The organism is Brevibacillus sp. 7WMA2 (genome assembly GCF_010748895.1).
GTDB lineage: Bacteria > Bacillota > Bacilli > Brevibacillales > Brevibacillaceae > Brevibacillus_B > Brevibacillus_B halotolerans.
Genome location: NZ_CP048799.1, coordinates 3,150,013 through 3,174,653, shown reverse-complemented (window position 1 = coordinate 3,174,653; position 24,641 = coordinate 3,150,013). Strand labels below are relative to the sequence as shown.

At 41.9% G+C, this 24,641-nt stretch carries 23 protein-coding genes; 17 read left to right on the top strand and 6 right to left on the bottom strand.

Features of this window, described 5'->3' with window-relative positions; genetic code table 11:
- The first annotated feature begins 12 nt into the window (after window positions 1-12).
- The 4 genes from larC (at window position 13) to lipA (ending at window position 5,978) form a co-directional block, all read left to right on the top strand.
- Window positions 13-957 carry a nickel pincer cofactor biosynthesis protein LarC2 gene (gene larC, locus GOP56_RS13190; RefSeq protein ID WP_163245807.1) on the top strand — a complete coding sequence of 315 codons (945 nt, stop codon included), beginning with the start codon at window positions 13-15 and terminating at the stop codon, window positions 955-957.
- 106 nt (window positions 958-1,063) lie between these two features.
- Window positions 1,064-2,188 (top strand): metallophosphoesterase family protein, encoded by a 1,125-nt coding sequence (locus GOP56_RS13185; RefSeq protein ID WP_163245806.1) that lies wholly within the window; start codon window positions 1,064-1,066, stop codon window positions 2,186-2,188.
- Entirely contained in the window at window positions 2,185-5,019 is a 2,835-nt protein-coding gene (locus GOP56_RS13180) for an AAA family ATPase (RefSeq protein WP_163245805.1), read from the top strand. Before GOP56_RS13185 ends, GOP56_RS13180 begins: the two co-directional genes overlap by 4 nt.
- Window positions 5,020-5,087: 68 nt before the next feature.
- On the top strand, window positions 5,088-5,978 hold the full coding sequence (lipA, locus tag GOP56_RS13175) for a lipoyl synthase (protein ID WP_003340879.1): 891 nt from the start codon (window positions 5,088-5,090) through the stop codon (window positions 5,976-5,978).
- A gap of 108 nt (window positions 5,979-6,086) precedes the next feature.
- Here lipA and GOP56_RS13170 read toward each other — a convergent pair whose 3' ends face one another.
- Window positions 6,087-7,085 (bottom strand): YhcN/YlaJ family sporulation lipoprotein, encoded by a 999-nt coding sequence (locus GOP56_RS13170; protein ID WP_163245804.1) that lies wholly within the window; start codon window positions 7,083-7,085, stop codon window positions 6,087-6,089.
- A gap of 83 nt (window positions 7,086-7,168) precedes the next feature.
- Between GOP56_RS13170 and GOP56_RS13165 the strand changes: the two genes are divergently transcribed.
- Window positions 7,169-7,822, top strand: a complete 654-nt coding sequence (locus GOP56_RS13165) for a YutD family protein (RefSeq protein ID WP_003334621.1) — start codon at window positions 7,169-7,171, stop codon at window positions 7,820-7,822.
- A 58-nt stretch (window positions 7,823-7,880) separates the two neighbouring features.
- On the opposite strand, the gene GOP56_RS13160 is transcribed toward GOP56_RS13165, so the two are convergent.
- The 3 genes from GOP56_RS13160 to glpX all read right to left on the bottom strand — a co-directional run bounded on the left by GOP56_RS13160 (window position 7,881) and on the right by glpX (window position 9,669).
- The gene (locus GOP56_RS13160) at window positions 7,881-8,261 is read right to left on the bottom strand and encodes a hypothetical protein (RefSeq protein ID WP_162988296.1); all 381 of its coding nucleotides are present in this window, start codon (window positions 8,259-8,261) and stop codon (window positions 7,881-7,883) included.
- A gap of 147 nt (window positions 8,262-8,408) precedes the next feature.
- On the bottom strand, window positions 8,409-8,681 hold the full coding sequence (locus GOP56_RS13155; RefSeq protein ID WP_003334622.1) for a DUF3055 domain-containing protein: 273 nt from the start codon (window positions 8,679-8,681) through the stop codon (window positions 8,409-8,411).
- Between the two features lie 10 nt (window positions 8,682-8,691).
- Window positions 8,692-9,669 carry a class II fructose-bisphosphatase gene (glpX, locus tag GOP56_RS13150; protein ID WP_003334623.1) on the bottom strand — a complete coding sequence of 326 codons (978 nt, stop codon included), beginning with the start codon at window positions 9,667-9,669 and terminating at the stop codon, window positions 8,692-8,694.
- 353 nt (window positions 9,670-10,022) lie between these two features.
- On the opposite strand from glpX, the gene GOP56_RS13145 reads away from it, so the two are divergent.
- From GOP56_RS13145 to GOP56_RS13135, 3 genes are all read left to right on the top strand, one after another.
- Complete coding sequence (locus GOP56_RS13145; RefSeq protein WP_003334626.1) at window positions 10,023-10,454, top strand: DUF86 domain-containing protein; 432 nt, start codon at window positions 10,023-10,025, stop codon at window positions 10,452-10,454.
- 116 nt (window positions 10,455-10,570) lie between these two features.
- Complete coding sequence (locus tag GOP56_RS13140; RefSeq protein WP_003340871.1) at window positions 10,571-11,203, top strand: helix-turn-helix transcriptional regulator; 633 nt, start codon at window positions 10,571-10,573, stop codon at window positions 11,201-11,203.
- 117 nt (window positions 11,204-11,320) lie between these two features.
- On the top strand, window positions 11,321-12,100 hold the full coding sequence (locus tag GOP56_RS13135; RefSeq protein WP_163245803.1) for a TIGR01457 family HAD-type hydrolase: 780 nt from the start codon (window positions 11,321-11,323) through the stop codon (window positions 12,098-12,100).
- Here GOP56_RS13135 and GOP56_RS13130 read toward each other — a convergent pair.
- A complete protein-coding gene (locus tag GOP56_RS13130) occupies window positions 12,072-12,620 on the bottom strand; it encodes a phosphatidylglycerophosphatase A family protein (protein ID WP_022585695.1) in 549 nt (182 codons plus the stop codon). The genes GOP56_RS13135 and GOP56_RS13130 overlap by 29 nt on opposite strands.
- Before the next feature lie 124 nt (window positions 12,621-12,744).
- On the opposite strand from GOP56_RS13130, the gene GOP56_RS13125 reads away from it, so the two are divergent.
- Genes GOP56_RS13125 through GOP56_RS13115 form a run of 3 tightly spaced genes read left to right on the top strand, consistent with a single transcriptional unit; the run spans window position 12,745 to window position 15,738 of the window.
- Window positions 12,745-13,869, top strand: coding sequence for a protein kinase family protein (locus tag GOP56_RS13125; protein ID WP_163245802.1), 1,125 nt, complete (start codon window positions 12,745-12,747; stop codon window positions 13,867-13,869).
- Complete coding sequence (locus GOP56_RS13120; RefSeq protein WP_035318434.1) at window positions 13,787-14,749, top strand: 2-hydroxyacid dehydrogenase; 963 nt, start codon at window positions 13,787-13,789, stop codon at window positions 14,747-14,749. The genes GOP56_RS13125 and GOP56_RS13120 overlap by 83 nt, the downstream gene beginning before the upstream one ends.
- Window positions 14,746-15,738 (top strand): alpha/beta hydrolase, encoded by a 993-nt coding sequence (locus tag GOP56_RS13115; protein WP_163245801.1) that lies wholly within the window; start codon window positions 14,746-14,748, stop codon window positions 15,736-15,738. The genes GOP56_RS13120 and GOP56_RS13115 overlap by 4 nt, the downstream gene beginning before the upstream one ends.
- Before the next feature lie 91 nt (window positions 15,739-15,829).
- On the opposite strand, the gene GOP56_RS13110 is transcribed toward GOP56_RS13115, so the two are convergent.
- On the bottom strand, window positions 15,830-16,051 hold the full coding sequence (locus tag GOP56_RS13110; RefSeq protein WP_003334633.1) for a NifU family protein: 222 nt from the start codon (window positions 16,049-16,051) through the stop codon (window positions 15,830-15,832).
- Window positions 16,052-16,311: 260 nt separating this feature from the next.
- Here GOP56_RS13110 and cysK point away from each other — a divergent pair, with 260 nt between their 5' ends.
- The 6 genes from cysK (at window position 16,312) to GOP56_RS13080 (ending at window position 24,522) form a co-directional block, all read left to right on the top strand.
- Window positions 16,312-17,235 (top strand): cysteine synthase A, encoded by a 924-nt coding sequence (gene cysK, locus GOP56_RS13105; RefSeq protein ID WP_003340857.1) that lies wholly within the window; start codon window positions 16,312-16,314, stop codon window positions 17,233-17,235.
- 1 nt (window position 17,236) lies between these two features.
- The gene (locus tag GOP56_RS13100; RefSeq protein ID WP_035318430.1) at window positions 17,237-18,370 is read left to right on the top strand and encodes a bifunctional cystathionine gamma-lyase/homocysteine desulfhydrase; all 1,134 of its coding nucleotides are present in this window, start codon (window positions 17,237-17,239) and stop codon (window positions 18,368-18,370) included.
- 300 nt (window positions 18,371-18,670) lie between these two features.
- On the top strand, window positions 18,671-18,994 hold the full coding sequence (locus GOP56_RS13095) for a YuzD family protein (protein WP_163245800.1): 324 nt from the start codon (window positions 18,671-18,673) through the stop codon (window positions 18,992-18,994).
- Between the two features lie 98 nt (window positions 18,995-19,092).
- Complete coding sequence (locus GOP56_RS13090; RefSeq protein ID WP_163245799.1) at window positions 19,093-19,734, top strand: hypothetical protein; 642 nt, start codon at window positions 19,093-19,095, stop codon at window positions 19,732-19,734.
- Window positions 19,735-19,916: 182 nt separating this feature from the next.
- Window positions 19,917-21,014: a YheC/YheD family endospore coat-associated protein gene (locus GOP56_RS13085; RefSeq protein ID WP_163245798.1), complete on the top strand. Its 1,098-nt coding sequence runs from the start codon at window positions 19,917-19,919 to the stop codon at window positions 21,012-21,014.
- Window positions 21,015-21,501: 487 nt separating this feature from the next.
- Window positions 21,502-24,522 (top strand): sensor domain-containing protein, encoded by a 3,021-nt coding sequence (locus GOP56_RS13080; RefSeq protein WP_163245797.1) that lies wholly within the window; start codon window positions 21,502-21,504, stop codon window positions 24,520-24,522.
- The last annotated feature ends 119 nt before the right edge of the window (window positions 24,523-24,641 follow it).

The following is a 24,641-nucleotide window of genomic DNA, read 5'->3' as shown; positions in this document are numbered from 1 at the left end:
GAGGTGTTATATATGACCAAACAATACGTTTTTATCGGGGGAGAAGGAGCTTATCAATTGACGACGTTATTGCCACTTTGGCAGCAGCTTCACAGAGAGGAAGGTCTGTTTTTTTCACAGGTAGTTGATTCGTCCATTGATACGAGTGAATGGAGTATAGAGGAAGCAGGGGCCTGGGATTCTCTGCTTGAAATAGGAATGCCTGAGAATTGTCAGATTATGGTGAGTCATTTGATTCTTCCTGAGGAGGAGATGATGAAGGACTTTCTTCTTCAACTAGCAGTAGGTCAATATATTAAAAAATGGAGGAAAAAAGAGGAAGGGGGAGCTTGTAGCACCTCATTTCTTAGCTGGCTGCAAAAGATGGGGGTGCTTTCGGCAGCAAGCCCACCTCCTGGTAAAATCCAAAGGGTGTGGAGTGGCAAGGGCATATATATAGCTTTTATCACCCCTAAAAAGGAAGGTGTAAAAGAACCTCAAGACTACACTGTGGAAAATAAGCATGCTTCTTATATAAATGAGCCGATGATTCTTTTACAAGCCACTTTAGAAGATACCCCTCAAGAATGGCTGGGATATACCATGCAAAGCTTGTATGCGGCTGGGGCCAAAGATGTTTCCTATTTTTCACTTACGATGAAGAAGAATCGGCCGGGTCTCATGCTACAGGTGATGTGCTACGAAAGCCAACAGGAGATCATGAAAAGCATCATGTTTCAGGAGACGACTACCTTTGGCATACGGTATTTTCCCGTTGCTTGTCATCGTTTAACAGAACAAATTTTGGATGTAAAAACAAAGTGGGGAGAAGTACAAGTAAAGCTGGGATTTTATCATGGGGATTGCGTGCAGATTGCTCCTGATTTTGAGATATGCTCCAGGCTAGCGGAAGATCATGATGTTCCTTTGCGGAAAATTTATCAAAAGGCAATGATGCTGGCTAAGGCACGCTTATAAGGCGTGCTTTTTTATATGGATGCTCACAAAGGGAAGATATGTTCGTAATCTTAGCAGGAACATAGCGGTAATATGAAGAAATTAGCCATAGACGGGGAGGGTGAACATGATCAGATTTATTCATACTGCGGATGTCCATCTGGACGCACCTTTGACGAACCTATCTTCCATCTATGAAATCAGACAGGAAGATTTCCGACGTACAATGCGCCGAATACGCGATGTAGCAATAAATAATCAAGTCGACTTTTGGCTGATCGCAGGTGATTTATTAGAATACCATGGAGGCACAAGGGCTACTGCTTTATTTTTACGAGAGTTATTTGATAGCATAGCGCCCATACCTATATTTATCTCGCCAGGCAATCATGATCCTTGGCAAGAAGGTTCCTTTTATCAAACAATGGAATGGCCTGCGCATGTTCATATTTTCACAGATGAATGGGGCGTTTATGAATATCCGGAAAAATCGTGTGTGTTATATGGATGGGGGTTCCCTCAAGCGCATGTTACTACATCTCCACTAGATTCCTTTCCAGGAACATTACCTGATTATCGTTATCATATCATGGTGATTCATGGTTCAGTGATTACTGGTGAGCATACCGAGCATTCTGTCTATGCACCGATGACGATTGGCGGACTTGCAGATACAGGGGTAAATTATGTGGCACTCGGACATATCCATAAGCCGATGCAATTTCTGCATCCACAGACTCAACAGGTTTTCGCAGTATATCCAGGTTCTCCTGAAGGGCTGTCAATGAAGGAAAATGGAGAGCGGTATGCCATTCTAGGAACTATTTCTGGCAATGGAGACGTAACAGTAGAGCCTATTTCTGTACAAAGCAGAATCAGCAGAAAACTAACGATCTCATTGAAAGGCCTGGAGACAATTGATGCAATCGTAGAGCGAGTCGAGCAGGAGCTATCTCAGGTAAATAAGGAGGATCTGCTCTATGTGACGTTTGAGGGAGAACGAGCTAGCTATTTGCAGGTTCCCGTAGAGATAATCAAATCACGTTGCAAGAAGTATTTCTTTATTCAATTTACAGATCAAACCTATCCAGACATAGATGAGCAGCAGGTGAAGGAAAAGGGCGGCGTTTTAGGAAAATGGCTGGAAAAGCTAGATGATCTGGAACAGGCCGCAACAAATGAACGAGAGAAGGCAGTAATCCAACTTGCGAAACGAGAGGCTTTACAGCAGATTGGGAGTGTATTTCGTTGATCATTGAGGATATACATATTAAAGGGTTTGGTAAATGGCAGGAAAGAACCTTTACCTTTGCGCCGGGATTAAACCTATTTTATGCCCCAAATGAGGCTGGAAAGTCTACCTTATTACAGGCACTAGTGGCTAGCTTGTATGGGATGAAGAAGGATTTTATCAAAGTATCCCGTTATGTAGACGAATACGATCGCTATTATCCTTGGCACCATTCCTCCTATGAAACCATCGTACGGTATACATTGGCAGATCAACAATTTCGCTTACATCGGGTTCTTGATAAAGAGCGTGAGCAAATGAAGTTGTTTTTAGAGCCAGAGCTGACAGAGGCTTTAGCCTTATATAAAGAGGATCGTCGGCGGGAATACAATTTTATCGAGAAGCATCTGGGTCTAAACCGCAGTTTATTTACCGATATAACTTGGATCAAGAGAGAGGGGTTACTGGCCCCAGAGCATTTATTACCAAACCTTACCCAAGAAGGTGTGATTGACCCTGCTGTTCAGGGTGTATTAGCTGCGTTGGAACAAGAGTATAGTGCGATAGGGAAAAAAGATAATGCTGAGAACACACGGTGGGGCAGAGTTAACCGACAATGGCAGCAGGCTCGTCAGGCTCTTCAACAAGCAGAAGAAATCTGGCTGGTAAACAAGCATCTCCACCAATCTTTGACAGAATGGCAAAAGGAAGAAGAACAAATCCAGAAAAGATATGACATGCTAGCTAAACTGTTTACCGAGCATCAGCAATTTATGGAGGTTTGGCAACACTGGTGGAATTACACGTATGAAACCACTCGTAGTGACCATGTTGCTCGCTGGTTAACCGAATCTATACATACACTGCCTATCATATACAGTGAGGCGCCAGAGCTGATCGAATGCCACCAATCGACCCAGCAGCAGCTTGCTCGGCTAGAGCTGGAGATAGGACAGTATACGGAGGCTGGCGATGTAATTGGACAATCTCCTAAAGAAGCAGGGGTTCAGGAAGAGTCAGTGGAAGCAACAAATCCTCTTGCAGAATGGAACAAACAAAATGAGTTACACAAGGATACTCAGCTAGAGCAAGTAAACCATGATTACCAAATAGCACGTACGATGAATAAGAATCTAGAGGATGCACGTCAACAACGCTATCAGCAGGAGGTCTTGCTGGCTCAACGAAAGGCCGCGCTACAAAATAAGAAAAGTGTTTATGCGGCAAATAAGGAGCTTACTCATCTTTTACAAGAAGCACCTCAACTGGCTTATTATGATGAGGCTGTGGCTAGGCAAGCAGAAAATTATCTTCGGCAAAATAAGGTGGATGAGGTAGAGCTGTTTGCCTCAATGAGTAATCGAAGAGCCAAGAGCAGAAAGCAAAAGCTGGAACAATGGAAGCAAGAGACAGCACGAGCCTCTTCCAAAATTCCCCTGCATATCTGGATAAGTGGTGAGATCGCACTGGTAACCGCCATTTGGAGTATGTGGATGATGATTGAACAGCGCTGGGATTTAGTGAGAATTGGCAGTGGAATAACCTTGATTGCAGGCTTACTCAGCTTCATTTTTTATTTTCTCTATAAGAACAAGCTAAGCAGAAAAAGAAAAGAAGCGAGCATTCAGGCAGCACAAGTGTCACAGATTCCTGAGTCTGTTTCGCAGTGGATTTCTCGGATGAATATTGACTCGGCAGAGCAAGTGCGGACGTTACGCGAGAAATACGTCAGATTACAGCATTGCAAGCAGGAGCTGGAGACTTTTACGCAGGAGAATGAGGACCAAGCTACCCTAATAAGTAAGCTACATGTAGAAATAAGCGAGCTACAGCAAGAAATCGAGCAAGCGCAACAAACACTACAGCAGCTAATTGAGCAGGAGCAGATTCAAAGTGAGCGGCTCGCAGCTATTTTTTCTGTCCATCAGGTAGATAATTGGGAAGAATTTACCGATAAACGGGAAGCCTTATTGGTAGAGCTTCATGTGTTATCCGCTAATCAAGGACAATTACAAGCGATCGAACGATTAGAGGAAGAATTGCAGGCGGAAAGATTACGAGCAGAACAGTCAGCATTCATAGAACAAAAAGAAAAGGACCGACAAGCACTTCTGTTGAATTGGGCGGAAAAAACACGAGAGGCAATGCTTAGCTCTAAAGAGAAAAAGGAGCTTGAACAGGCTACAAGTCTGGAGGAGGCAAAGAAGCTGGAGCAGCAGCTTACCCATGTAAGGGAACGTATTGCGAGGGCAAGGGGAGAGCTTGGACAGCAAGATCAAAGCTCTTTGGCCAGAGCCAAGACGGCTTTTGAGGAGGCTGAGCTAGCATTAGAAGAGGTGCAAGTACGACGAGATAGCTTACAGCTTGCGAGGGATACGCTTCAGGAAGCCATGAAGGTATGGCATAGAGAGGTTTCCCCAGATGTTAGTCAGATTGCTTCAGAAGTGACCCGTCAGATAACTGAGGGGCGATATCAAGATGTGCGAATTGATCCTACCAATCAATTTTCGATAAAAGTAATAGAACCTAATTTGCACAGGGTTCTTCCTCAGGAGAAGCTGTCTAATGGCATGCAGGATCAGTTATACTTTGCCCAACGAATCGCCTTCATTTTACAAATTAGTAAGGCCAAAGAGCCGCTTCCCATTTTTTTAGACGATCATTTTGTCCATTACGACGAACAACGTTTACAGAGCACATTAGCATACTTACTTACATTAGCCCAGACCCATCAAATTTTTTTATTTTCTTGTCAACAGAGAGAAATGTTATTATTAAGTGAACAAATTAAAAATCATCCACGTCATCAGCTTCATAACTGGTACAATAAAGAAGCAAACAGTAACACCTAATAGGTTGCAGATAATAATCATTCTAATTATAATTGAGACACTGAAAAATGTTAGGAGTGTGACGGTAGATGGCACAACGCAAACCAGATTGGCTAAAAATAAATCTCGCATCTGGACAAGATTTGGACAACTTCCGTGAAATTAAGCAGATGATGCGTGGGAAAACCCTGCATACGGTTTGCGAGGAAGCAAAATGTCCCAATATACATGAATGCTGGGTGAATCGAACCGCCACTTTTATGATTTTAGGCGATATTTGCACACGTGCTTGTCGTTTTTGTGCAATAAAAACAGGTCTTCCAACCGAGTTGGATTTGGCAGAGCCAGAACGTGTAGCAGAAGCATCTGAACAAATGGGCTTGAAGCATGTTGTTGTAACTTCTGTAGCACGTGACGATTTAGCTGATGGGGGAGCAAGTATCTTTGCAGCTACGATCAAGGCTATTCGCAAACGACTTCCTCTTGCTACGATCGAGGTTCTTATCCCTGACTTTATGGGGAACTGGGATGCATTGAAATTAGTTATGGATGCCCGCCCTGATGTATTGAATCATAATATTGAAGCAGTGCGCCGCTTATCCGATCGTGTACGTGCTCGTGCTAAATATGATCGTACGTTGGAGTTATTACGTCGTGCAAAAGAGATGCAACCAACCATTCCAACCAAATCAAGTCTGATGATTGGTGTGGGTGAAGAAATTGAGGATATTTTGGAAACCATGGATGACTTGCGCGCGGTTGACGTTAATATCATGACGATAGGACAATACCTGCAACCAACGAAAAAACACATTGCTGTAACCAAGTATTACCATCCGGACGAATTCCGTATGATGAAAGAAGAAGGAATGAAGCGTGGTTTTAGTCACGTAGAATCAGGTCCGTTGGTACGAAGCTCTTATCACGCGCACGAGCAAGCGAATGCAGCAAAGGATACCATTGCGGCTGCTAACGCGTAATTGACAATAGATTAGATAAGCAATAATACGTTTCCTACAAACCTATCATTTTAATGGAAAAGCACCCTCATACCATAAGCTTTATGGCAAAGGGTGCTTTGTTGTCGTTTAGCGCGTCATGCTTGGTGTCTTGTTCATCATGCTTTTGGTTTTTTCGGAATCGGTCATACCCCCAAAGCTTTTCACAAGACGATCGACTGTTTGAACATGAGCTGTCCCCGTTGTGCTTTGTGTACTTGCTGTTTTTGCCGAGGAATTCGCTACATGAGACAATTCCTTAGTCATATTTGGATCATCGGTCAAATACACCTTGTAATACCGTGGTGCAATGGACAAAGCGCTGTTCCGAGCCTTTACGGTAGCAGAGCGATCATCTTTATCAGATGTTTTGACACCGACAAAAATTTCTTCATCCGTTACTAGAACGGTAGCATTATCAATTCCAGGAACACTACAAACAACTTGACCTACTGCTTGTGCCAATGCATCACGGTCAATATAGACGCGCGATGTTTTTACGTACCCGCGCAATTGATTGCGATGTACAACAGCATATCCTGTTGTATTTGCATTTTGGCCATAGGAGGTGTTATAGGTGCTATATATGCTTGGTGCACCTGTCCCACTCATTGCATTGTAATACGGATAAGAATGCGTACTGTTAGGTCTGCCATATGCATTGTAGATTCCTACCCCATTCATCCGATAGCTTTGTCCATAGCTTTCATTGGAGTATAGGCTGGCTCCTTTAGTCAAAGTTCGTCCAGAATAGGGGTAACCACTCCTGTTGTAGGTGTTTGCTCTATACATAGAATTCGGAGTAGCTGTACCATCAGGGGTTGTTCGATACGCAGAGGTTCCACCATGTCTTAGGTAATCATTGTAATTAGGCTGGCTGCCATAGAAAAAAGATGGACGTCCAACATTGTTACGGTAACCAAACCCATCGTAATCATAGTTATTGATGCTTGTACCATAATTACGGTTTGTGTAAGCGGAGCTGGTATAGGATTTTGTTTTAGCTGTTCCGCCACCAGGGGTGGTTCCACAAGCAGATGTAAGTAATGCTAAGCTGGCTACAGTAGCAAAAATCCATTTCTTTTGCATAGATGGACACCTCCTGAGAATAGATTGCCCTCTTAAGGATATGTTTTTCCGTAAAAAATGTGGTAAGATTGGAGAAGATGGTCATGTTTGAGGTTTTAGAAGAGGAGGAAGTACTCTTGATTCGCTTGCAAGCAGGTGTGTATGAATTATTGGAAGAAAATCGTGATGGCTGGAATCTAGAGGTCTGCAAAGAACGCTACAGCGATGTATTGGATAAATACGATTACATCGTAGGTGACTGGGGCTATGGCCAGCTTCGTTTACGCGGATTCTTTGAAAATACAAATCGTAAAGTGCCTTTTGAGCAGAAAATTGCTGCCTTAGATGAGTATCTTCAGGAATATTGCAATTTCGGCTGTGCTTATTTTGTTCTAAAGCGCACCAAACGTTTGAATGAATCTGAGCTAGAAGACGAAACAGACCAAACCCTGATTGATCTGGAAAGCCTAGATAAAGAATCATCTTCTCAAGCGACCCAAACTCCTACCCGACCTCGAAATTATGAACGTCCCTTTAAACGTCGATCGGACAAGAATGATAAGCCGTCTCGTTTTCCTCGACAAGATCGGGAGCGTCCGAATAAAGAGGGGAAAGATGGGAAGGATCGAGGGAATTCGAAAGCCAATCGAACCGAACAAATAAGCAAAGAGAAGCGTGCTAACAATCAAGCTCCAAAAGGACCACGGGTCAAACCAGCGGCTCCACCTACTAAAAAAGTCATTCAAACGGAAAAATAACGATACAAAAAACACCTGATGAGATAAAAGGATTCTCAGCAGGTGTTTTTTTGGTTAGTTATACGGACTCATATCCAAATCCTTCTTCTCCATACACTGGTCCATCGACATTACTGTAGGTAAACGGTGAATAAAGGGGTTGGTAAAAGGACGGATAAAAGGGTGGATATGGGCTGAAATAATGCGGGTGGTGGTGATGTCTATGATGATGATGTGAACTAGCGTGATGCCAATCGTGTCTTTGTACAGGAACGTATTGATAAGGCGAATACTCAGGAATCATATAGGGTGTGTTGGCTGGGGAATAATAATGAGGATAACTACCTGCATAGTTGCAAGTATTTCCTACATTGTACTCTGAATGTTGAATCTGATCTCTGGGCTCAGGCTGTTGGGGACAATGACCTTGGATTGGTTGGCTTTCGAATTGACTTTCCATAATCAACGATACACTCCTCACATTTTCTATTTTCTATTTATGGGAGCAGTATACGAGGAAAATAGGCATTTGGCGTATGTCCATATGTAAAATGGGCACTAAAGGCAAAGAAAAAAGCCCTCTGGCATTGCAGAGGACTCAGTGTTATTACCCAATGACTCGAACTAAAAACTCTTTTAATTCTTCCGCTTCTGCCTCAGTGATTTGATAGGCATACTCTAGGTATCCTTCTTCTTCTAAATCATCTGGGCCGATAATCGCACTACGACCGTTCTGAATATTGACAACCAGCTTTTTGCCATAAAAACGACTTGTTTTGATAATTGCCAGATCAAAACGTGTGGAATCGCCCATAAAACTGACAAATCGAGTAGTTGTTTCTTCCGTTTCATCATACAGATAGAAAGGCTCGTGGGACATTTATATTACCCTACTTCCATACTAAGTTTGGTTTATGATCTAGACTGTGTCTAGCCTCTACGAAACGAATCGTTCTCGTTTTTGCTCTCATGACTAGGGAATGAGTCTTAGCTATATTATTGCTTAGAAACTTAACCCCTTGCAATAGTTCACCGTCTGAAACTCCAGTTGCGGCAAAAATGGCATCATCACCAGAAACCAAATCATTAATTGTCAAGAGCTGCTCAGGGTCATCGAGTCCCATTTGGCGGCAGCGTTCGCGTTCTTCATCGTTTTGTGGCTTTAATCGTGCCTGCATATCTCCGCCTAAGCATTTGATAGCAGCAGCACTAATGACGCCCTCAGGAGCACCGCCAATGCCTACAAACAAATCAATTCCCGATTCTTCTGGCATAGAAGCAGCAATAGCAGCACCTACGTCACCATCCCCAAATAGCTTGACACGAGCCCCAGCTTCTAGAATCGCGTTAATGATATCCTGATGGCGCTCCCGTTCCTGAACAATCACAGTGACGTCTTCTATGCGTTTTTGATTTGCTTTTGCAACTGTTTCTATCATTTTTTCGATTGGATCATCTAGATTGATTAAACCGGCTGCGGCAGGTCCTACTACTAATTTTTGCATGTACATATCTGGTGCATGCAGCATAGTGCCACGATCTCCAATTGCAAGAACTGCCATGGCGTTATTGTGGCCCTTCGCAAGAATCGTTGTTCCTTCCAAAGGATCTACGGCAACGTCAACCTCTGGAGAATCCTCTGATTGATTACCTAGTTTTTCTCCAATATACAGCATCGGTGCTTCATCAAGCTCTCCTTCACCGATGACAACCGTACCGCGAATGGAAATTGTGTCAAATACGGCGCGCATTGCTGATGTCGCAGCGTCGTCAGCTTCATTTTTTTTGCCACGCCCCATCCAGCGTGCAGAAGAGAGCGCTGCTGCCTCTGTAACACGAACAACCTCTAACGCTAATTCTCTTTCCATCTGATCCTCCTGTAACAATCGTTGTTATCGTTTTCTCTAAAACGTGCTTTATCGACTTCATTTTATCATATCATCTGAAAAACAACAGGTGTTCTCCTGATGAAAAGCGAAAGAAATGTTTGGATAGGGAAGATAATGTACGGAAATCACCTCTGAGCTGTTAGATAAGTTATTTCATTCAGTATTTTTGTTATAATGGGACAAGGAAATGAGGTGAGTTTGTTGACGGAAGACCTTGGGATGAGCTTACTTGTATTGCTGATGGTTGTATTCACGTTTTTTGGAACTGTACTTTGGGCAAGGCTTGCTTCTAAAAAACGCAAAAAATAGATGATTAAGCGGGGGAAGACAACATGTACGATGTAAATACAGCAAAAGTCGAGCAGGTTCTTACTTATATGGAACGCATGCTAACGCTTTTATCTCAAAATATTACTTATTCTGATGAAGAACTGGCTTGTGACCAAATCAAACAATTAGCAATCGAACGCGCTTTGCATATATGTATAGAAGGAATTGCTGATGTAGGAAACGCTCTTATAGATGGATTTATCATGCGTGACCCTGGTAGCTATACCGATATTGTAGAAATCCTTCGTGACGAAACTGTTCTGACAGACGAGCAGGCTACAGTTCTACATCGGGTTATGGAATTTCGCAAACCACTTGTTACCTATTCAGAGATTTCTGTCTTGGATATGAGTGCATTAGTTAGAGAAGCTCTACCAATATTAACAACATTTGCACCCTCTGTTCGGACATACATTCAAAAGGAATTATTTTAGGAATAAACAAGGCAAATAGGCTAGTAACAAAAGTGGATTTTTTAAACAAAAACCTTTCATTAGTTTACTAATGTTATTCCTTCCTGTAGAATAGGAGAGAAAGGACGGTGATTGTTATGTCAAAGGAACAGACTTCCACACGTGATCAAATTCTGCATATGTTAAAAGTTAAAGGTTCCCTTTCAGTTAGCGATATTGCATTGGATTTGGGCATCACGGAGATGGCAGTACGTCGCCATTTGAACACGTTGGAGCGTGACAATCTGATCAAGTCCTCGCTGGTACGTCAAGCGATGGGTCGTCCGACTAATGTATACTCCTTATCACAGCAAGCGGATGAATTATTTCCGCGTAACTATCATGATCTTACGCTAGACTTCCTTCAAGATTTAGTTGATATAGACGGAGCGGACAAGGTAGCAACCTTGTTTCGTAGACGAGAAGATCGACTCGAAGAAACGTATCGTCCCTATATTCAAGGCGAATTGGAAGAAAAGGTAGCTGCATTAGCGGATATACAAAATCAGAAGGGCTACATGGTGGAATGGGGTAGAGACGAGGAGACAGGGGACTATTTTATTAAAGAGTTTAACTGTCCAATCTCTCAGGTAGCTCGCCAGTTTAATCAGGCATGTAGTTGTGAATTGTCATTATTTAAACGCGTATTAGGTACAGAGGTAGAACAGGCCTCCTGTATGGCCAAAGGTGGAGACAAATGCCTGTACAAAATTAAACAAAAGGCTGAATAAAGAGCTAACAAACCACTCATCTGCGGGTGGTTTTTTGTTTTGTACAAGAGGATGTCATTTGTCAGGCTCAAATCAAGCAAGTACAATAGAGTAAGGCTAGGTGAAGGGAGAGACTACATGAAAACATATAAAGGATATCTGCTTGATTTAGATGGTACCATCTATCATGGGAACCGTGTTATACCTGAAGCTGTCACTTTTATAACATATCTTCAGGAAACAAATACTCCCTATCTATATGTTACAAACAATTCATCAACCACGCCTGAAAAGGTGGCAGAACGTCTAAGCAACATGGGCTTACCTACCACGCCCGATCAGGTTTATACAACTAGCATGGCTACAGCAAAATATTTAGCAGAACAAAAAGAACGGCCCAAAACGTATTTTGCTTTAGGGGAAGAGGGGCTACAGACAGCCATGGAGGAGGCAGGATTTTCATTTACAGAAGAAAATCCCTCCTATGTCATCATCGGTATTGATCGAGACATTACCTATGAAAAATTAACAACAGCTATGCGTGCCATTCGAAATGGAGCCACCTTTATTGCTACCAATGCAGATCCTGCTCTACCAACAGAACACGGTCTCATGCCTGGAAATGGAGCATTAGTAGCTGCTGTAGCGACTGCATCAGCCGAGCGTCCTACTATTATTGGAAAACCAGAATCCATTATTATTACGTACGCATTAGAAAAGCTGGGAACCAAACCAGAGGAGACCATCATTGTGGGGGATAACCTACACACAGATATTCAAGCGGGCATCAATAGCGGCATTGACACCCTGCTTGTGCTCTCAGGATATTCCACGCTGGAGGATGCAGATAAACATGATGAACCACCTACGTATGTAGAACACAGTCTGCTTACTTGGATGGATAAGATACGCTCTTAGCTTTAAGCTCTTCTTCTTCCTGACGCCGCCGCCGGTGGGCCAATCGGCTGGATGCTGCGGCTGCAATTGCGCCTACCAGGTCGTCTAAAAAGGTATGTACACCGTACTTTTTATCGTTTAATTTTTCTAGCACACCGTATTTTAGCTTGTCGGCATACCCATAATTGGTAAATCCAATACTTCCGTAAATATTGACAATTGCGAGCGCCAGAACCTCGTCTACTCCAAAGAGAGATTCATCAGTCGCAAGCATCTCTTGCAAAGGGGATAGTAGCTTATTCTGTTCAGATAGTATGTCTAACTGAATGCCTGTTAAGAGTGCATTTTGTACCTCACGCTTTTGTAGGACGGCATTTACGCTTTCTATACATTGTTCCATTTGTAGATTGGGAATATATTTTTCTTGAAGAAACATTACGATTTCTCCAATATCTTCAAGGCGTACCCCTCGCTCATGCAAAAGTTCAATTGCTTTAGAGTAAACTTGTTCACTCCAAATATGCTGCTGTTGATTCAACAAATAATCGCCTCTTTCTAGCCTAGATACAGATAGCATTTGTCTTTTTTAGGTAGGCTATGCACTCACCTATGCCCATGAAATGTCATAAGCTATTTCAACAGATTCAGGGCAGGAGGTCTAGGTAATGGAAGAACTATTGGGCAGGTTTTGTGAGGAGTACTCTTTTGTAGATGTAGAGTGGAAAGAGGAGAATGGACGCAAGCTGCTGTATACGGATCGAGGATTACACTACATCCACACTTGTCCCGCATCGTACCGGGCAAAGGGCTTTTTAGTTGAGAAGGCAATGGATGTGATCCATAAAAATTGTGATCTAAAAGTCTTACCCATTTGTAAAGCTAATGATGATAATTATCATATGAAAGATGGAGAAGTTCTGTACTATCTGCAAGAGGGCATGAGGGAGACAACGTGGGAGCGTCATTATTTTAATCTGGGTAGGTCACTGGCGGAGTTTCACCAAGCGACTCGCACGCTTTCATGGGATAAGCTCTATTTACCATACCGCTCCATAGGTACATGGCCAGAGATGTGGGAAAAGAAATGTAAAACCTATGAAAGTTTACTCGATAGTTTGGAAAGATCGAAAGCATTCAACCCCTTTGAGGTTTATTTATTTACAATGTTTACGTATATACAAGTATCTTCATCCACCGCTATTGATTATTTAAAAGGTAGTGGTTATAAACGATTAACCAATGCGATAAGTAAGCAAGGAAAGATAGCTTTTCAGAATTTTCAAGATGGTCATATTTTGTTTCATGAAAGTGGAAAAAGATACATCGCGGGACAATATAGCTGGGTACTGGATATGCGTACGCGTGATATTGGGCAAGGTATTAAATGGATTGTTCGCAAAAATGGATGGCAAGAAGATAAAGTAATAGAATTTTTAGTGGGTTATCAATGTATAGCACAGCTCTACCCTGAGGAATATTGCTTTATTTTTGCAATGCTGCTGTACCCCTCTCGCTTTTTAAAAACAGTGGAGATTTATAGCCTCATGGGCGATGAGGAGCGCGCATTAGTGGGAGAGGATTGGCAAACCCCGCTTGATGAAGAGCTTGCTACCATGGAACAAGTGCTTGGGCAATATCCAGAAGCAATTCGTCAGTACTTCGGCGTTGAAATTCCCGAGATACATTGGCTATGGAGGTTACCTGAAGATGACAACAAAACCATTTGTATATGTGACACGGAAAGTAGCGGAGGAAGCTATGAATCTTTTAGCGACTATAGCGACTGTTGAGGTATGGGATCAGGAATACCCTGTCCCCCGTGATATTTTATTAGAAAAAGCGAAACGCTCGGACGGCTTATATGTTATGCTGTCCGACCGGATCGATCGTGAAATCATTGATGCTGCCCCTCATTTAAAAGTAATTTCTACCCTCGCTGTTGGATATGACAATATTGATTTAGAAGCTTGCAAAGAGAAAGGTATTGTTGTAACGAATACACCAGATGTGCTAACGGATGCTACTGCTGATCTGACTTTTGGATTGTTAATGGCGGCGGGGAGACGTTTTATAGAAGCAAACAGAGTGCTGATGAATGGAGAATGGAAAACATGGAGTCCTTATTTCATGGCGGGCCAGCGCATTCATGGTGCAACGATTGGAATCATAGGGATGGGGCGGATTGGTGAAGCTGTTGCCAAAAGAGCAACTGGCTTTGATATGCGTATCTTATACCATAATCGGAGCCGCAGAGTAGAGGCAGAACAGACCTATGGGGCTACATATTGCTCATTACCTGATTTATTGTGTGAATCTGATTATGTCGTGCTATTAACACCATTAACGGAGGCAACGAAAGGTCTAATGGGTGCAGAGGAATTTGCAATGATGAAGTCTACGGCAGTCTTCATTAATGCCTCGCGTGGAGCTACGGTAGATGAAGAGGCTCTATACCAAGCTTTGAAACAGGGAACGATTTGGGCGGCTGGTTTAGATGTTTTCGGACAGGAGCCGATCCCAACAAATCATCCCCTCCTATCCCTTCCAAATGTGGTGGCTCTTCCACATATCGGTAGTGCTACTTATGAAACGCGAGATCGTATGGCGATGCTTGTCTCTGAAAATCTAGTGGCTGTACTTTCGAAAGGCGAGGCGATTACTCCTGTATGAACCCAACCTTTTTGATGTCTTTGGTCTGTTTCGTCTTCTTAGTGATAGTGTTGCTAGTGGTAATTAGCATGTATGTTGGCCATAAATTACTGCATCCAAGACGTAAGCCGATTAATGTTCATCCTGAGGATTACGGTTTACCTGCATATGACTGTATTACATTTCCAAGTCGTGATCAGTTGCAGATGAAGGGCTGGTATTTTTCTGCTGCGAAGCACCGAGAAGCACTTTTGAATCAAATAGATAAAGGAACAGCAGAGGCTAAACAGGAAAACAATTCTGTACAACCACTTAGAAACGCTACGATTATTGTTGCCCATGGCTATAGCCAAAATCGCTTAGAACAGCATTTACCGGCGTTAACGCTTGCTAAATCCTTTGTAGAAGCTGGGTATGATACACTCCTTTTTGATTTTCGAAATGCTGGGGAATCAGAAGGGAATTTGACTACAATTGGATTAGAAGAGCAGAAGGATTTGTTAGGAGCAATTGATTTTGCTACAAACTACGCTCCAGATCATTCTATTGGTTTGATTGGTTTTTCTATGGGGGCGGCTACCGCTCTGCTGGTTGCAGGAGAAGATAAACGCGTGAATGCGGTGGTTGCAGATTGTCCCTTTGCTTTGCTATCTGATTATCTTTCTAACAATTTGCCAGTGTGGACAAGACTCCCTTCCTTTCCGTTTACATCGATTATCCTAACTGTCATACCGATCTTGGTGGGGGCAAGCCCAAAGCAGGTGAAGCCTATAGAGGCAGTCAAACGATACGGCTCTAGACCGTTGCTTCTTATTCATGGCAGAGAGGATAAGACGATTCCTTATAAGGAAAGCGAAAAATTATATGAAGCAGCCATGCACCCCGAAGCAGAATTATGGCTAGTTCCAGAAGCCGATCATGTGCGGTGTTATACAAGAGATAGAGCATTATATTCTCGTCGAGTAATTCAGTTTTTTGATCGCTTTGTGGGGAAAAGTCCGAATAAGTAAAATCGGACTTTTCCTATATGGTGCATCGGTTTTTACACAAAAAAAGCATTCAAGGCATAGGCACATGAATGCTTTCAATCGTATAATAAGCTTAAAATACTTGTTGAACTTCTACAACACCAGGTACTTCTTCAACTAATGCGCGTTCAATACCGGCTTTTAGGGTGATGGTAGAAGAAGGGCAGCTACCGCAAGCACCCATCAAACGTAGTTTAACGATGCCATCTTCAACGTCAACAAGCTCAACGTCACCGCCATCGCGTTGAAGGTACGGACGAAGCTTTTCTAGTACTTCTTGTACTTGTTCTTTCATGGATAATCACTCCTTTTCAACTCCATTCTATTATAATCCCCCTACTTACGAAAATCCATGAGTTTCTATACTTATTATCATTCCTTTATCAAAAATAGGGGAGAAATGCACAAGTGTTGCTGGTTCATGAGAAAGTCCTTCCTGAGCGGACAATATTAAGATAAATGCAAAAAGTTTGTTGAAAGCATGGTATACTAATGGCGTTCCTACTTGTACTTATATATTCCTGCATATAAACATTGGATCGGAGGAAGATCTACGTGAAGGTTTATCGCAACATAAAGGAATTAATCGGAAATACACCTATTGTTGAACTGACGCAATTTGCTTTACCAGAAGGAGTTCGTCTGTTTGCTAAATTGGAGTCCTATAATCCAGGGGGTAGTGTAAAAGATCGTCTCGGAGTAGAATTAATACGAGATGCAGAAGAACGCGGTCTCTTGCAGCCTGGCGGGACTATTATTGAACCAACAGCAGGGAACACAGGGGTTGGTGTAGCGCTGGCCGCAGTTAATACCTCTTATCGTGTAATCTTTTGTGTACCTGAAAAATTTTCAATGGAAAAGCAAGAGCTTATGCGCGCCTTGGGGGCGGAAGTGATAAATACACCAACGGAATTAGGAATCAAGGGAGCAATAGCTAAGGCAAAGGAATTAGCTGAGTCCATTCCAGGAGCATTTGTGCCGCAGCAATTTGCCAACCCAGCAAACCCAGAGGCTCACTATAAAACAACAGGTCCTGAGATTTGGGATCAAATGGATGGCCAAGTGCATACCTTTGTGGCTGGTGCAGGATCTGGTGGTACCTTTATGGGAGTGGCACGTTATTTAAAAGAACAGCGTGCATCGATCAGAACTGTTATAGTTGAACCAGAGGGATCTATCTTAAACGGTGGAGAATCTGGTCCACATAAAACAGAGGGAATTGGGATGGAGTTTATCCCAGATTTTATGGATACTTCTTATTTTGATGCCATATATACCGTTTTGGACGAGGAAGCTTTCTCTCTTGTAAAAGAATTAGCGCGTAAAGAAGGTATTTTGGCTGGTAGCTCAGCGGGTGCAGCTTTACATGCGGCTTTGCAGGAAGCAGAAAAATCTGTTCCAGGAACGAATATTGTTGTACTATTTGCAGATAGTAGTGAGCGATATTTATCGAAACAAATCTATCAGGGGGGTCTATGACATGAGAATGAAAACTCGATTAATTCACGGTGGTATTGAGGGAGATATTCATACAGGAGCAGTATCTACACCGATTTATCAGGTGAGTACCTATAAACAAGAAGGAATTGGCGTTCATAAAGGCTATGAATATTCTCGTACAGGTAATCCGACACGCCACGCACTAGAAACCTACATGGCTGATATAGAAGGTGGAGCACGCGGATTAGCGTTTGGTTCGGGAATGGCAGCTCTATCTACTATTCTGTCCCTATGCAGTCAAGGGGATCATCTTGTTGTAGGAGATGATGTTTACGGTGGTACTTATCGCGTAATTACTCGCGTTTTCTCAAAATTGGGCTTGGAGGCTACCTACGTCGATACGACTGACCTCGCTGCTGTCGAAAAGGCATTACGTCCTAATACTCGAATGATTATTATGGAAACACCTACCAATCCTTTGTTAAACGTAACAGACGTAAGAGCGGTAGCCGCTATTGCAAAATCTAAAGGAGTTTTACTTGTAGTAGACAATACCTTTATGACTCCTTATTGGCAGAACCCATTGGATTTGGGTGCCGATATTGTCTTCCATAGCGCAACAAAATATTTAGGTGGGCATAGTGATGTAGTAGCTGGTATTGTTGTTACGAAGGAAGCCGAGCTTGGTGAACAATTGCACTTCCAGCAAAATGCCATTGGGGCGATTTTAGGTCCTCAGGATTCATGGTTGTTGCTACGTGGAGCTAAGACTCTGGGACTTCGCATGGAGGAGCATGAGAAGAACGCAAATCAATTAGCGAAGTGGCTCCAAGAACAAGCTTCGATCAGCCGTGTGCTTTATCCAGGCCTTGCATCTCACCCAGGCCATGAGCAAATGAAAAAACAAGCACGAGGCTTTGGCGGCATGATTTCATTTGATGTAGGCAGCGATAAACGTGCAGAAGAAGTATTATCTAAATTAAAGTACTTCACTCTTGCTGAATCCTTAGGAGCAGTTGAAAGCTTAATCGGATTACCTGCTCGTATGACGCATGCCTCGATTCCTGCCGAACGACGTGCAGAGCTAGGGATAACAGATGGATTGCTTCGTATCTCTGTAGGTATTGAGGATGTAGAAGATTTAATGGAAGATCTGGAACAAGCTTTATCATAAAAAAATATAGTTGTTAGTGATAAAATCAAGAAGCCAACCCAAACAGCGAAAAATGTTGGGTTGGCTTTTTCGCATATACAGCACGCTTACTTTGGCTAGATGCATGGTATCGTATTTGTTCGAGTAAACTCTAAGAGATGCTGCAAAAATATAAGTATGTAAATAATACACTCTGTCGTACATGCTTGTATTAACCTAGAAATGTTATTTTTTGAGAAAGATTTGAATGTTCAATCGACATAGACGGCTGTAAACCAAAAACAATATAATGAAGACAAACAGGGAAGCGGAGGGGTTCAAATGAACGTAGAAATCCTGGTATATGGAACGGAGCAATTATGCGCAAGCTGTGTGAATCTACCTTCAGCTAAAGAAACAGCAGTATGGCTAGAAGCGGCTGCTGGAAGAAAGTTTGTACAGGATCAATTTGTCGTACGCTACTGTGATTTCTTACACCCAACGACAGAAGTGGATAAATTATGGGCAAAAAGAATTGAAGAGGAAGATTTGTGGTATCCACTTGTCGTAATTTCCGGGGAAATTGTCGGAGAAGGAAATCCAAAGCTAAAACAGGTGTATGAAGCTTTAGAAAAAGCAGGCGTTCAACCGATCGAAAACGTTTAGGAAATGGAAAAAATAAGGTGTAACCTTTTTGTAAAGACTTCCTTACAGGGAAAACGTTATGATGAAGATGCAATCATAACAGAAAGAGAAGATGATGAATGAAAAACCATAAATGGATAGGGCTTTTAACCCTCGGCCTTTTGCTTGTCGCCGGATGTAGTGATCGGGAGTTAACCAATCCCGCGTTGCTATCAAATGCTGGTGCAGAGAATACAACTTTAGAGATGTCGAACCAAATGCCAAATGAACCTGCAAAGCCAGAGCAGCCTGATAAACCGCAATCCATAAGCAATCCCTCACCTATTTTGAAACAAGAAGGAATCGAAAAACAATGGGAAAAAGATATAATGCCAATTGATCCTAGTAAAGTAATTGGAATGACAATACAGCAATTATTTGCAGAAAAAGGTGAAGGGAAAAAGGATTATGGTTATAATGCGGATGGAAAATTCCTATCGGCTATTGAATACAAGGAAACGTGGTTTCAATGGAAAGAGCCAGCGAGAGCTCAATATATTATCAATAATAACAAAGTAATGCAAATTACCTTAACCTATGAGAAAAGTACAAAGGTGCATGATCTAATTAAACAGATATCAAGTCTCCTTGGCGAGGGAGAACAACGTAAAGAAATAGGCGCTCCTTCCTCGTACTCTGCTCATTGGAAAACAGAAACGGCAACATTTGACCTACAGTATTTTGACACTTATACGGAGATTTACATCTTTCCCACCCGGTAAAGAATTGATCAATGAATGAGCAACAGTAAACCTACCTTTCCCGTCTACTTTTGGGAACAAGGTAGGTTTTTTTCTATTCACGGAGCTTTTGTTAGTAGACAAAATCGTGTTATGTTTCAATTCACTTCAGTGTCGGCCTATTCATAATCTGGAGATAGCAAGGATAAAAAAGGTGGATGAGAATGGCTAATAAAAAACTGATTGGAATTTTAACAAGCAGAGAAGGAACGACGTTTAAGGAACCCAAATACTTTCGGAATTTGATCCATCAGGGGAAAAAGCTAGGAGCATCAGTATTTCTATTTTCCCATCGTGATGTATTGGTCAAAAAACAACGAGTCAGGGGATATGTACCGGATAAACATGGTGGCTGGAGAAGTAAGTGGTTTAGATGGCCAGACGCAGTCATAGATCGTTGCCGGACTAGGCAACCCGGATACTTATCCTTTCGCCGTAAGCAGCATTTTTTATATGCAAATAGCATTTTCTCTAACAAATGGAATATAACAAAATATCTATGGACAGACAAAACCATGAGAAAATGGATGCCGCAAACCGAAATGTATTCAAAAGAGGCCTTACAGGAATATGTAGAGAATTTTGCGATTGTTTATGTAAAACCGGGTAACGGTACAGGTGGCCGCAGTGTTCTTAAAATTTCTAAAGGAAACGGTGGTTTTTTACTAGTTGGCAGGAATCGGAATTTGCAACGTAAAACATGGCAGGTAACATCTAGAGATGCTTTGGTCGAGCGGGTCAATCTTTGGGTGGATCAGGAACGAATTCGTAACGGTCATTTTATGGTTCAACAAGGTCTAGATTTAGAATTACTGCCCAACAGGCCAAGTGATACGCGCTTATTAATTCAGAAAAATCAACAGGGACAGTGGAGTGTTACGGGTTTAGGAGTAAGGGTTGGATTATTAAACAGTGCTACCTCTAATCTGCATAACGGTGGTAAGGGCACTGACTTTACCAGCTTCATGAACAACAGATTTGGTGAAGATAAAGGTAAAAAAATCTTACAGGAATGTCATGAGTTAGCTTATTACACAGTCCAGAAATTAGAGGAAAAGTATGGTCGAATGTTAGAATTTGGTTTGGATATCGGGATAGATACGGCAGGGCAAATTTGGCTAATAGAGGTGAATCCAAAACCGGGCCGCGATATCTTTTTAGGAATGGGAAAAGCTAAGCTGTATAAAAAGGCAGTTCGTAATCCCTTAGCCTATGCCATGTGGCTTGCTGACAAGGAAAAAAATCTGAGAAATGATAAGTAAAAAATTAGGTTACCGGAAGCAAAACGAACGAAGAAGCCAGAATGCAAAATGAACGGTTAACTGCTCAAGAGTCATTTAGCTACAGGAGTCTACTTATTGTGAGAACAGTAGATGGCATCTGTAGCTTTGTTTACGTTGTAAAGATGACAGAGATAACAAAAATCTTGCCTTTGCTAGATAAGTGGGCATAAGGGTAAAATATTTCGAAAAAGAACATTATAATGAAATATATACGTAATAAAGAATATATCATTTCCTTATAAATATATAGGAAGAAAAACCCGTTTTTTTGGGACACAAGGCAGGAATTAATATGAAAAAAGTCGAATATCAAAGTGCTATTGATGCGATCTTTACTAGCCTTCAGCATGTATAAAGCAAGTCTACTCTAGATCAAACAGATAGTTTGAATGGTAATGAGGAGTATTTGAGTGGATAGAATAACATCCACATTCATAGGAAAAGGTGTAAGGGTAGGAGGTAGCTCATGTCTGACAGAGATTATGATTCCCCGCAACAATTGAGGAACTACGAGCGTCTTCACACCATTGGAGAGCAGGAGAGTCAAATTGCTAATTTACAAAGAAGTATAGCTCAAATGGAAAATAAGCTACTGGAACTAACACAGCAGCATAGAAGAATCTTTGAAACACTACAAACTCAAATTTTTGCAGGTAAACGACAAGAGGATGGCTCTTTTGTTCTCACCTTTTCGGAAGGTAAGGTTGCAGAGGATTTAGGAGTTACAACAAAGGATGTAGAGGGGAAAACTGTTATTGAAATCTTCCGTCCTGATATAGCTCCCTTTGTTCAGCAAAAATTTGAAGAAGCATTCTCTGGATGCTGTGTGTGGTTTGAATTTGAGCAGAATGAACGCTTTTATATTACGCAAATCTCCCCCCTTTTGGAAGGCGATAAAGTAACCGAGATTGTCGGTACAGTGTTAGATATTACGCAGTCAAAGCGTGTGGAGCAGAAAAAGAAACTGTATGCACAAAAATGTAAAACTAGTTTATCGATTCTGCCTCACGTCCTGTTTTCCTTTGAAAAACGAGAAGATAACCAAATTACCGTTACATTATTTGAGGGAGCACTTACTAAGCGTTTTGGAGTGGGCATAAAAGAGGGGTCCCTTGAAGATGTAATGCTACCGAACATGGTAAAAATAATAAAAAGTCATGTAGAGCGTGCCTTTTTGCAAGAAACAGTAGATTTTCAAATTTTACTTGATAACAGGCTGTATTATGGACATCTAAAACCCGTAATCATTCAGAATTGTGATACAAATAATCGAAAAATAACAGAAATTGTTGGTTTTTTAACCGATGTGACTGAGCAAAAGCAAGTTGAAGAAATGCTACACGTAGTGACTCAGGGGATTACAAATAAGATGGGGGAAGAGTTTTTTCACTATCTAAGTCGCTCATTGATAGATGTTTTGGAAGTGGATTACGCATTTATTGCAGCATTACATAAGGGTAAACCAGGTCGTGCAGTTACGATATCCATAAGTGATAACCAAGCTTATTTAGAGAACATCGAGTACGATATTGCTCATTCTCCTACTGAAGAGGTGATCAAATCTGGGGAAATCTGTGTGGTAGAAGGTGTACAGCAGATATATCCGCTCGATCAATCGCTTCGTTTCTTTAAAGCGGAAGCCCTAATGGGACAGCTTTTATATGATTCTAATGGCAGTCCAATGGGGATTCTTGCTGTTATGAGCCGCAAGCCAATCACCAATCCAGGATTAATTGATTCCATGTTACATTTATTTACGTCCAGAGCCACTGCTGAGCTAGAACGCAAATTGGCAGAAGAGCAGCTCATTAAAAATAATGCTATTTTGCGAGCGACACACGAATCGATGATGGACGGTATGCTGATTGTTAATGAATGGGATCAAATTGTACATTACAATCGAAAATGTAGGGAAATGTGGAAGATACCTGAACATGTGGAGCAACAAAATAATGCCAATCATTGGCTCATGTACATGTTGTCGCAAATTAAGAATAATCATCAGGCAACAGCCCTTTTTGATCTTGCTCAGGTGAACAGGCTACAACCTGACACAGTGGAGATAAGCTTTTATGATGGACGAGTCTACGAGGTCTACTCAGGACCGATTGATTCATCTCAACAGCATGATTACGGGAGAATTTGGATATTCAAGGATTTAACAGATCGGAAAAAACACGAAGAGATGATGAGCCAAAAGCTTTTTTACGACTCGCTGACAGGGTTGCCAAATCGGGTATTGTTTGATGATCGTCTACTCCTAGCTATTTCTCAGGCAAAGCGCACGGAGAGTATGCTAGCTGTGGTCATTTTAGATTTGGATTGCTTTAAGGTATTTAATGATACATTGGGGCATGCGGCAGGAGATCGTCTACTGCAATTAGTCGCCGCACGTTTGGCTGATCATATGCGTGAGGGGGATACCCTTTGCCGCTTGGTAGGAGACGAGTTCCAATTCATTTTCCCGGAAATATCTAGCCTTCAGGATGTCGCTCAACTCTCACAAGAGCTACTAGATAAGATTGCGCTCCCTTTTGAGATGGAGGGTCAAAGTTTAACAATGACTTGCAGCATTGGCATTAGCTTGTACCCAAATGACGGAACCACACAGCTAGAATTAGTGAAAAATGCCAAGGCGGCTTTATACCGATCAAAAGAAAAGGGCGGAAATATTTATCAATTATATACGCCTGCTATGACGCAAAGTGCTTTTCAGAAGCTGACTCTCATGCAGGATTTACGTTATGCAATCGATCGTAATGAGCTTTTTTTACAATACCAGCCCCGTTTTGATTTAAGCTCAGGAGAGTTAATTGGGATGGAGGCATTAGTGCGATGGCAGCATCCTAAGCTAGGATTGATCTCACCAGGTGATTTTATTCCATTAGCCGAAGAGATGGGATTCATCGTCACGTTGGATGAATATGTTCTCAAAGCAGCATGTATTCAGAATAAAAAATGGCAGCAAGCTGGATTAAAGCCAGTACGCGTAGCTGTTAATATTTCTCCTGTTGAGTTTCAACAGCGTAACCTCGTTGCAACCATTGCCAAAGTTTTGCAAGAAACCAATCTTGCTCCGGAATATTTAGAGGTGGAGATTACAGAGGGTGTCACTATGCATAAGGTAGAGACAGCCATTACTACCTTGCATGAGCTCAAGGAATTAGGCATTCATTTATCTATTGATGATTTTGGGACGGGGTATTCCTCCCTTAGCTATCTGAAGAAATTTCCCGTGGATACTCTTAAAATAGATCGTTCCTTTATTCGTGACATTACAGTTGATCCTGATGATGCAGAGATTGTTTCCTATATCATTGCCTTAGCTAGGAGTTTAAAGCTGAATGTAATTGCGGAAGGAGTAGAGACAGAAGAACAGAAGAGCTTCTTAACGGAAAAGCAATGCTATGAGATGCAGGGGTTTTATTTTAGTCCTCCGCTTCATACAAATGAATTTGCTAATTTATTGGAGAATGTAAGCAAATAACAAGGCATCATAATAGACAAAAAACCCGGTATATAATCCGGGTTTTCTTTTTTCACTTCCTCAAGATGCAATTTGCCGATTTAATATAATGTAATAGTATAAATATTTTGATATTATAA

What these genes read in the sequence shown, in the direction of transcription:
- glpX (WP_003334623.1), bottom strand. Translation starts at nt 9,669, where the DNA reads ATGGAAAGAGAATTAGCGTTAGAGGTTGTTCGTGTTACAGAGGCAGCA.
- GOP56_RS13160 (WP_162988296.1), bottom strand. Translation starts at nt 8,261, where the DNA reads ATGGAAAGTCAATTCGAAAGCCAACCAATCCAAGGTCATTGTCCCCAA.
- GOP56_RS13125 (WP_163245802.1), top strand. Translation starts at nt 12,745, where the DNA reads ATGGAAGAACTATTGGGCAGGTTTTGTGAGGAGTACTCTTTTGTAGAT.
- GOP56_RS13110 (WP_003334633.1), bottom strand. Translation starts at nt 16,051, where the DNA reads ATGAAAGAACAAGTACAAGAAGTACTAGAAAAGCTTCGTCCGTACCTT.
- GOP56_RS13145 (WP_003334626.1), top strand. Translation starts at nt 10,023, where the DNA reads ATGTACGATGTAAATACAGCAAAAGTCGAGCAGGTTCTTACTTATATG.
- lipA (WP_003340879.1), top strand. Translation starts at nt 5,088, where the DNA reads ATGGCACAACGCAAACCAGATTGGCTAAAAATAAATCTCGCATCTGGA.
- GOP56_RS13140 (WP_003340871.1), top strand. Translation starts at nt 10,571, where the DNA reads ATGTCAAAGGAACAGACTTCCACACGTGATCAAATTCTGCATATGTTA.
- GOP56_RS13090 (WP_163245799.1), top strand. Translation starts at nt 19,093, where the DNA reads ATGAAAAACCATAAATGGATAGGGCTTTTAACCCTCGGCCTTTTGCTT.
- GOP56_RS13155 (WP_003334622.1), bottom strand. Translation starts at nt 8,681, where the DNA reads ATGTCCCACGAGCCTTTCTATCTGTATGATGAAACGGAAGAAACAACT.
- GOP56_RS13170 (WP_163245804.1), bottom strand. Translation starts at nt 7,085, where the DNA reads ATGCAAAAGAAATGGATTTTTGCTACTGTAGCCAGCTTAGCATTACTT.
- GOP56_RS13095 (WP_163245800.1), top strand. Translation starts at nt 18,671, where the DNA reads ATGAACGTAGAAATCCTGGTATATGGAACGGAGCAATTATGCGCAAGC.
- GOP56_RS13185 (WP_163245806.1), top strand. Translation starts at nt 1,064, where the DNA reads ATGATCAGATTTATTCATACTGCGGATGTCCATCTGGACGCACCTTTG.
- GOP56_RS13120 (WP_035318434.1), top strand. Translation starts at nt 13,787, where the DNA reads ATGACAACAAAACCATTTGTATATGTGACACGGAAAGTAGCGGAGGAA.
- larC (WP_163245807.1), top strand. Translation starts at nt 13, where the DNA reads ATGACCAAACAATACGTTTTTATCGGGGGAGAAGGAGCTTATCAATTG.
- GOP56_RS13135 (WP_163245803.1), top strand. Translation starts at nt 11,321, where the DNA reads ATGAAAACATATAAAGGATATCTGCTTGATTTAGATGGTACCATCTAT.
- GOP56_RS13115 (WP_163245801.1), top strand. Translation starts at nt 14,746, where the DNA reads ATGAACCCAACCTTTTTGATGTCTTTGGTCTGTTTCGTCTTCTTAGTG.
- GOP56_RS13085 (WP_163245798.1), top strand. Translation starts at nt 19,917, where the DNA reads ATGGCTAATAAAAAACTGATTGGAATTTTAACAAGCAGAGAAGGAACG.
- GOP56_RS13100 (WP_035318430.1), top strand. Translation starts at nt 17,237, where the DNA reads ATGAGAATGAAAACTCGATTAATTCACGGTGGTATTGAGGGAGATATT.
- GOP56_RS13080 (WP_163245797.1), top strand. Translation starts at nt 21,502, where the DNA reads ATGTCTGACAGAGATTATGATTCCCCGCAACAATTGAGGAACTACGAG.
- GOP56_RS13165 (WP_003334621.1), top strand. Translation starts at nt 7,169, where the DNA reads ATGTTTGAGGTTTTAGAAGAGGAGGAAGTACTCTTGATTCGCTTGCAA.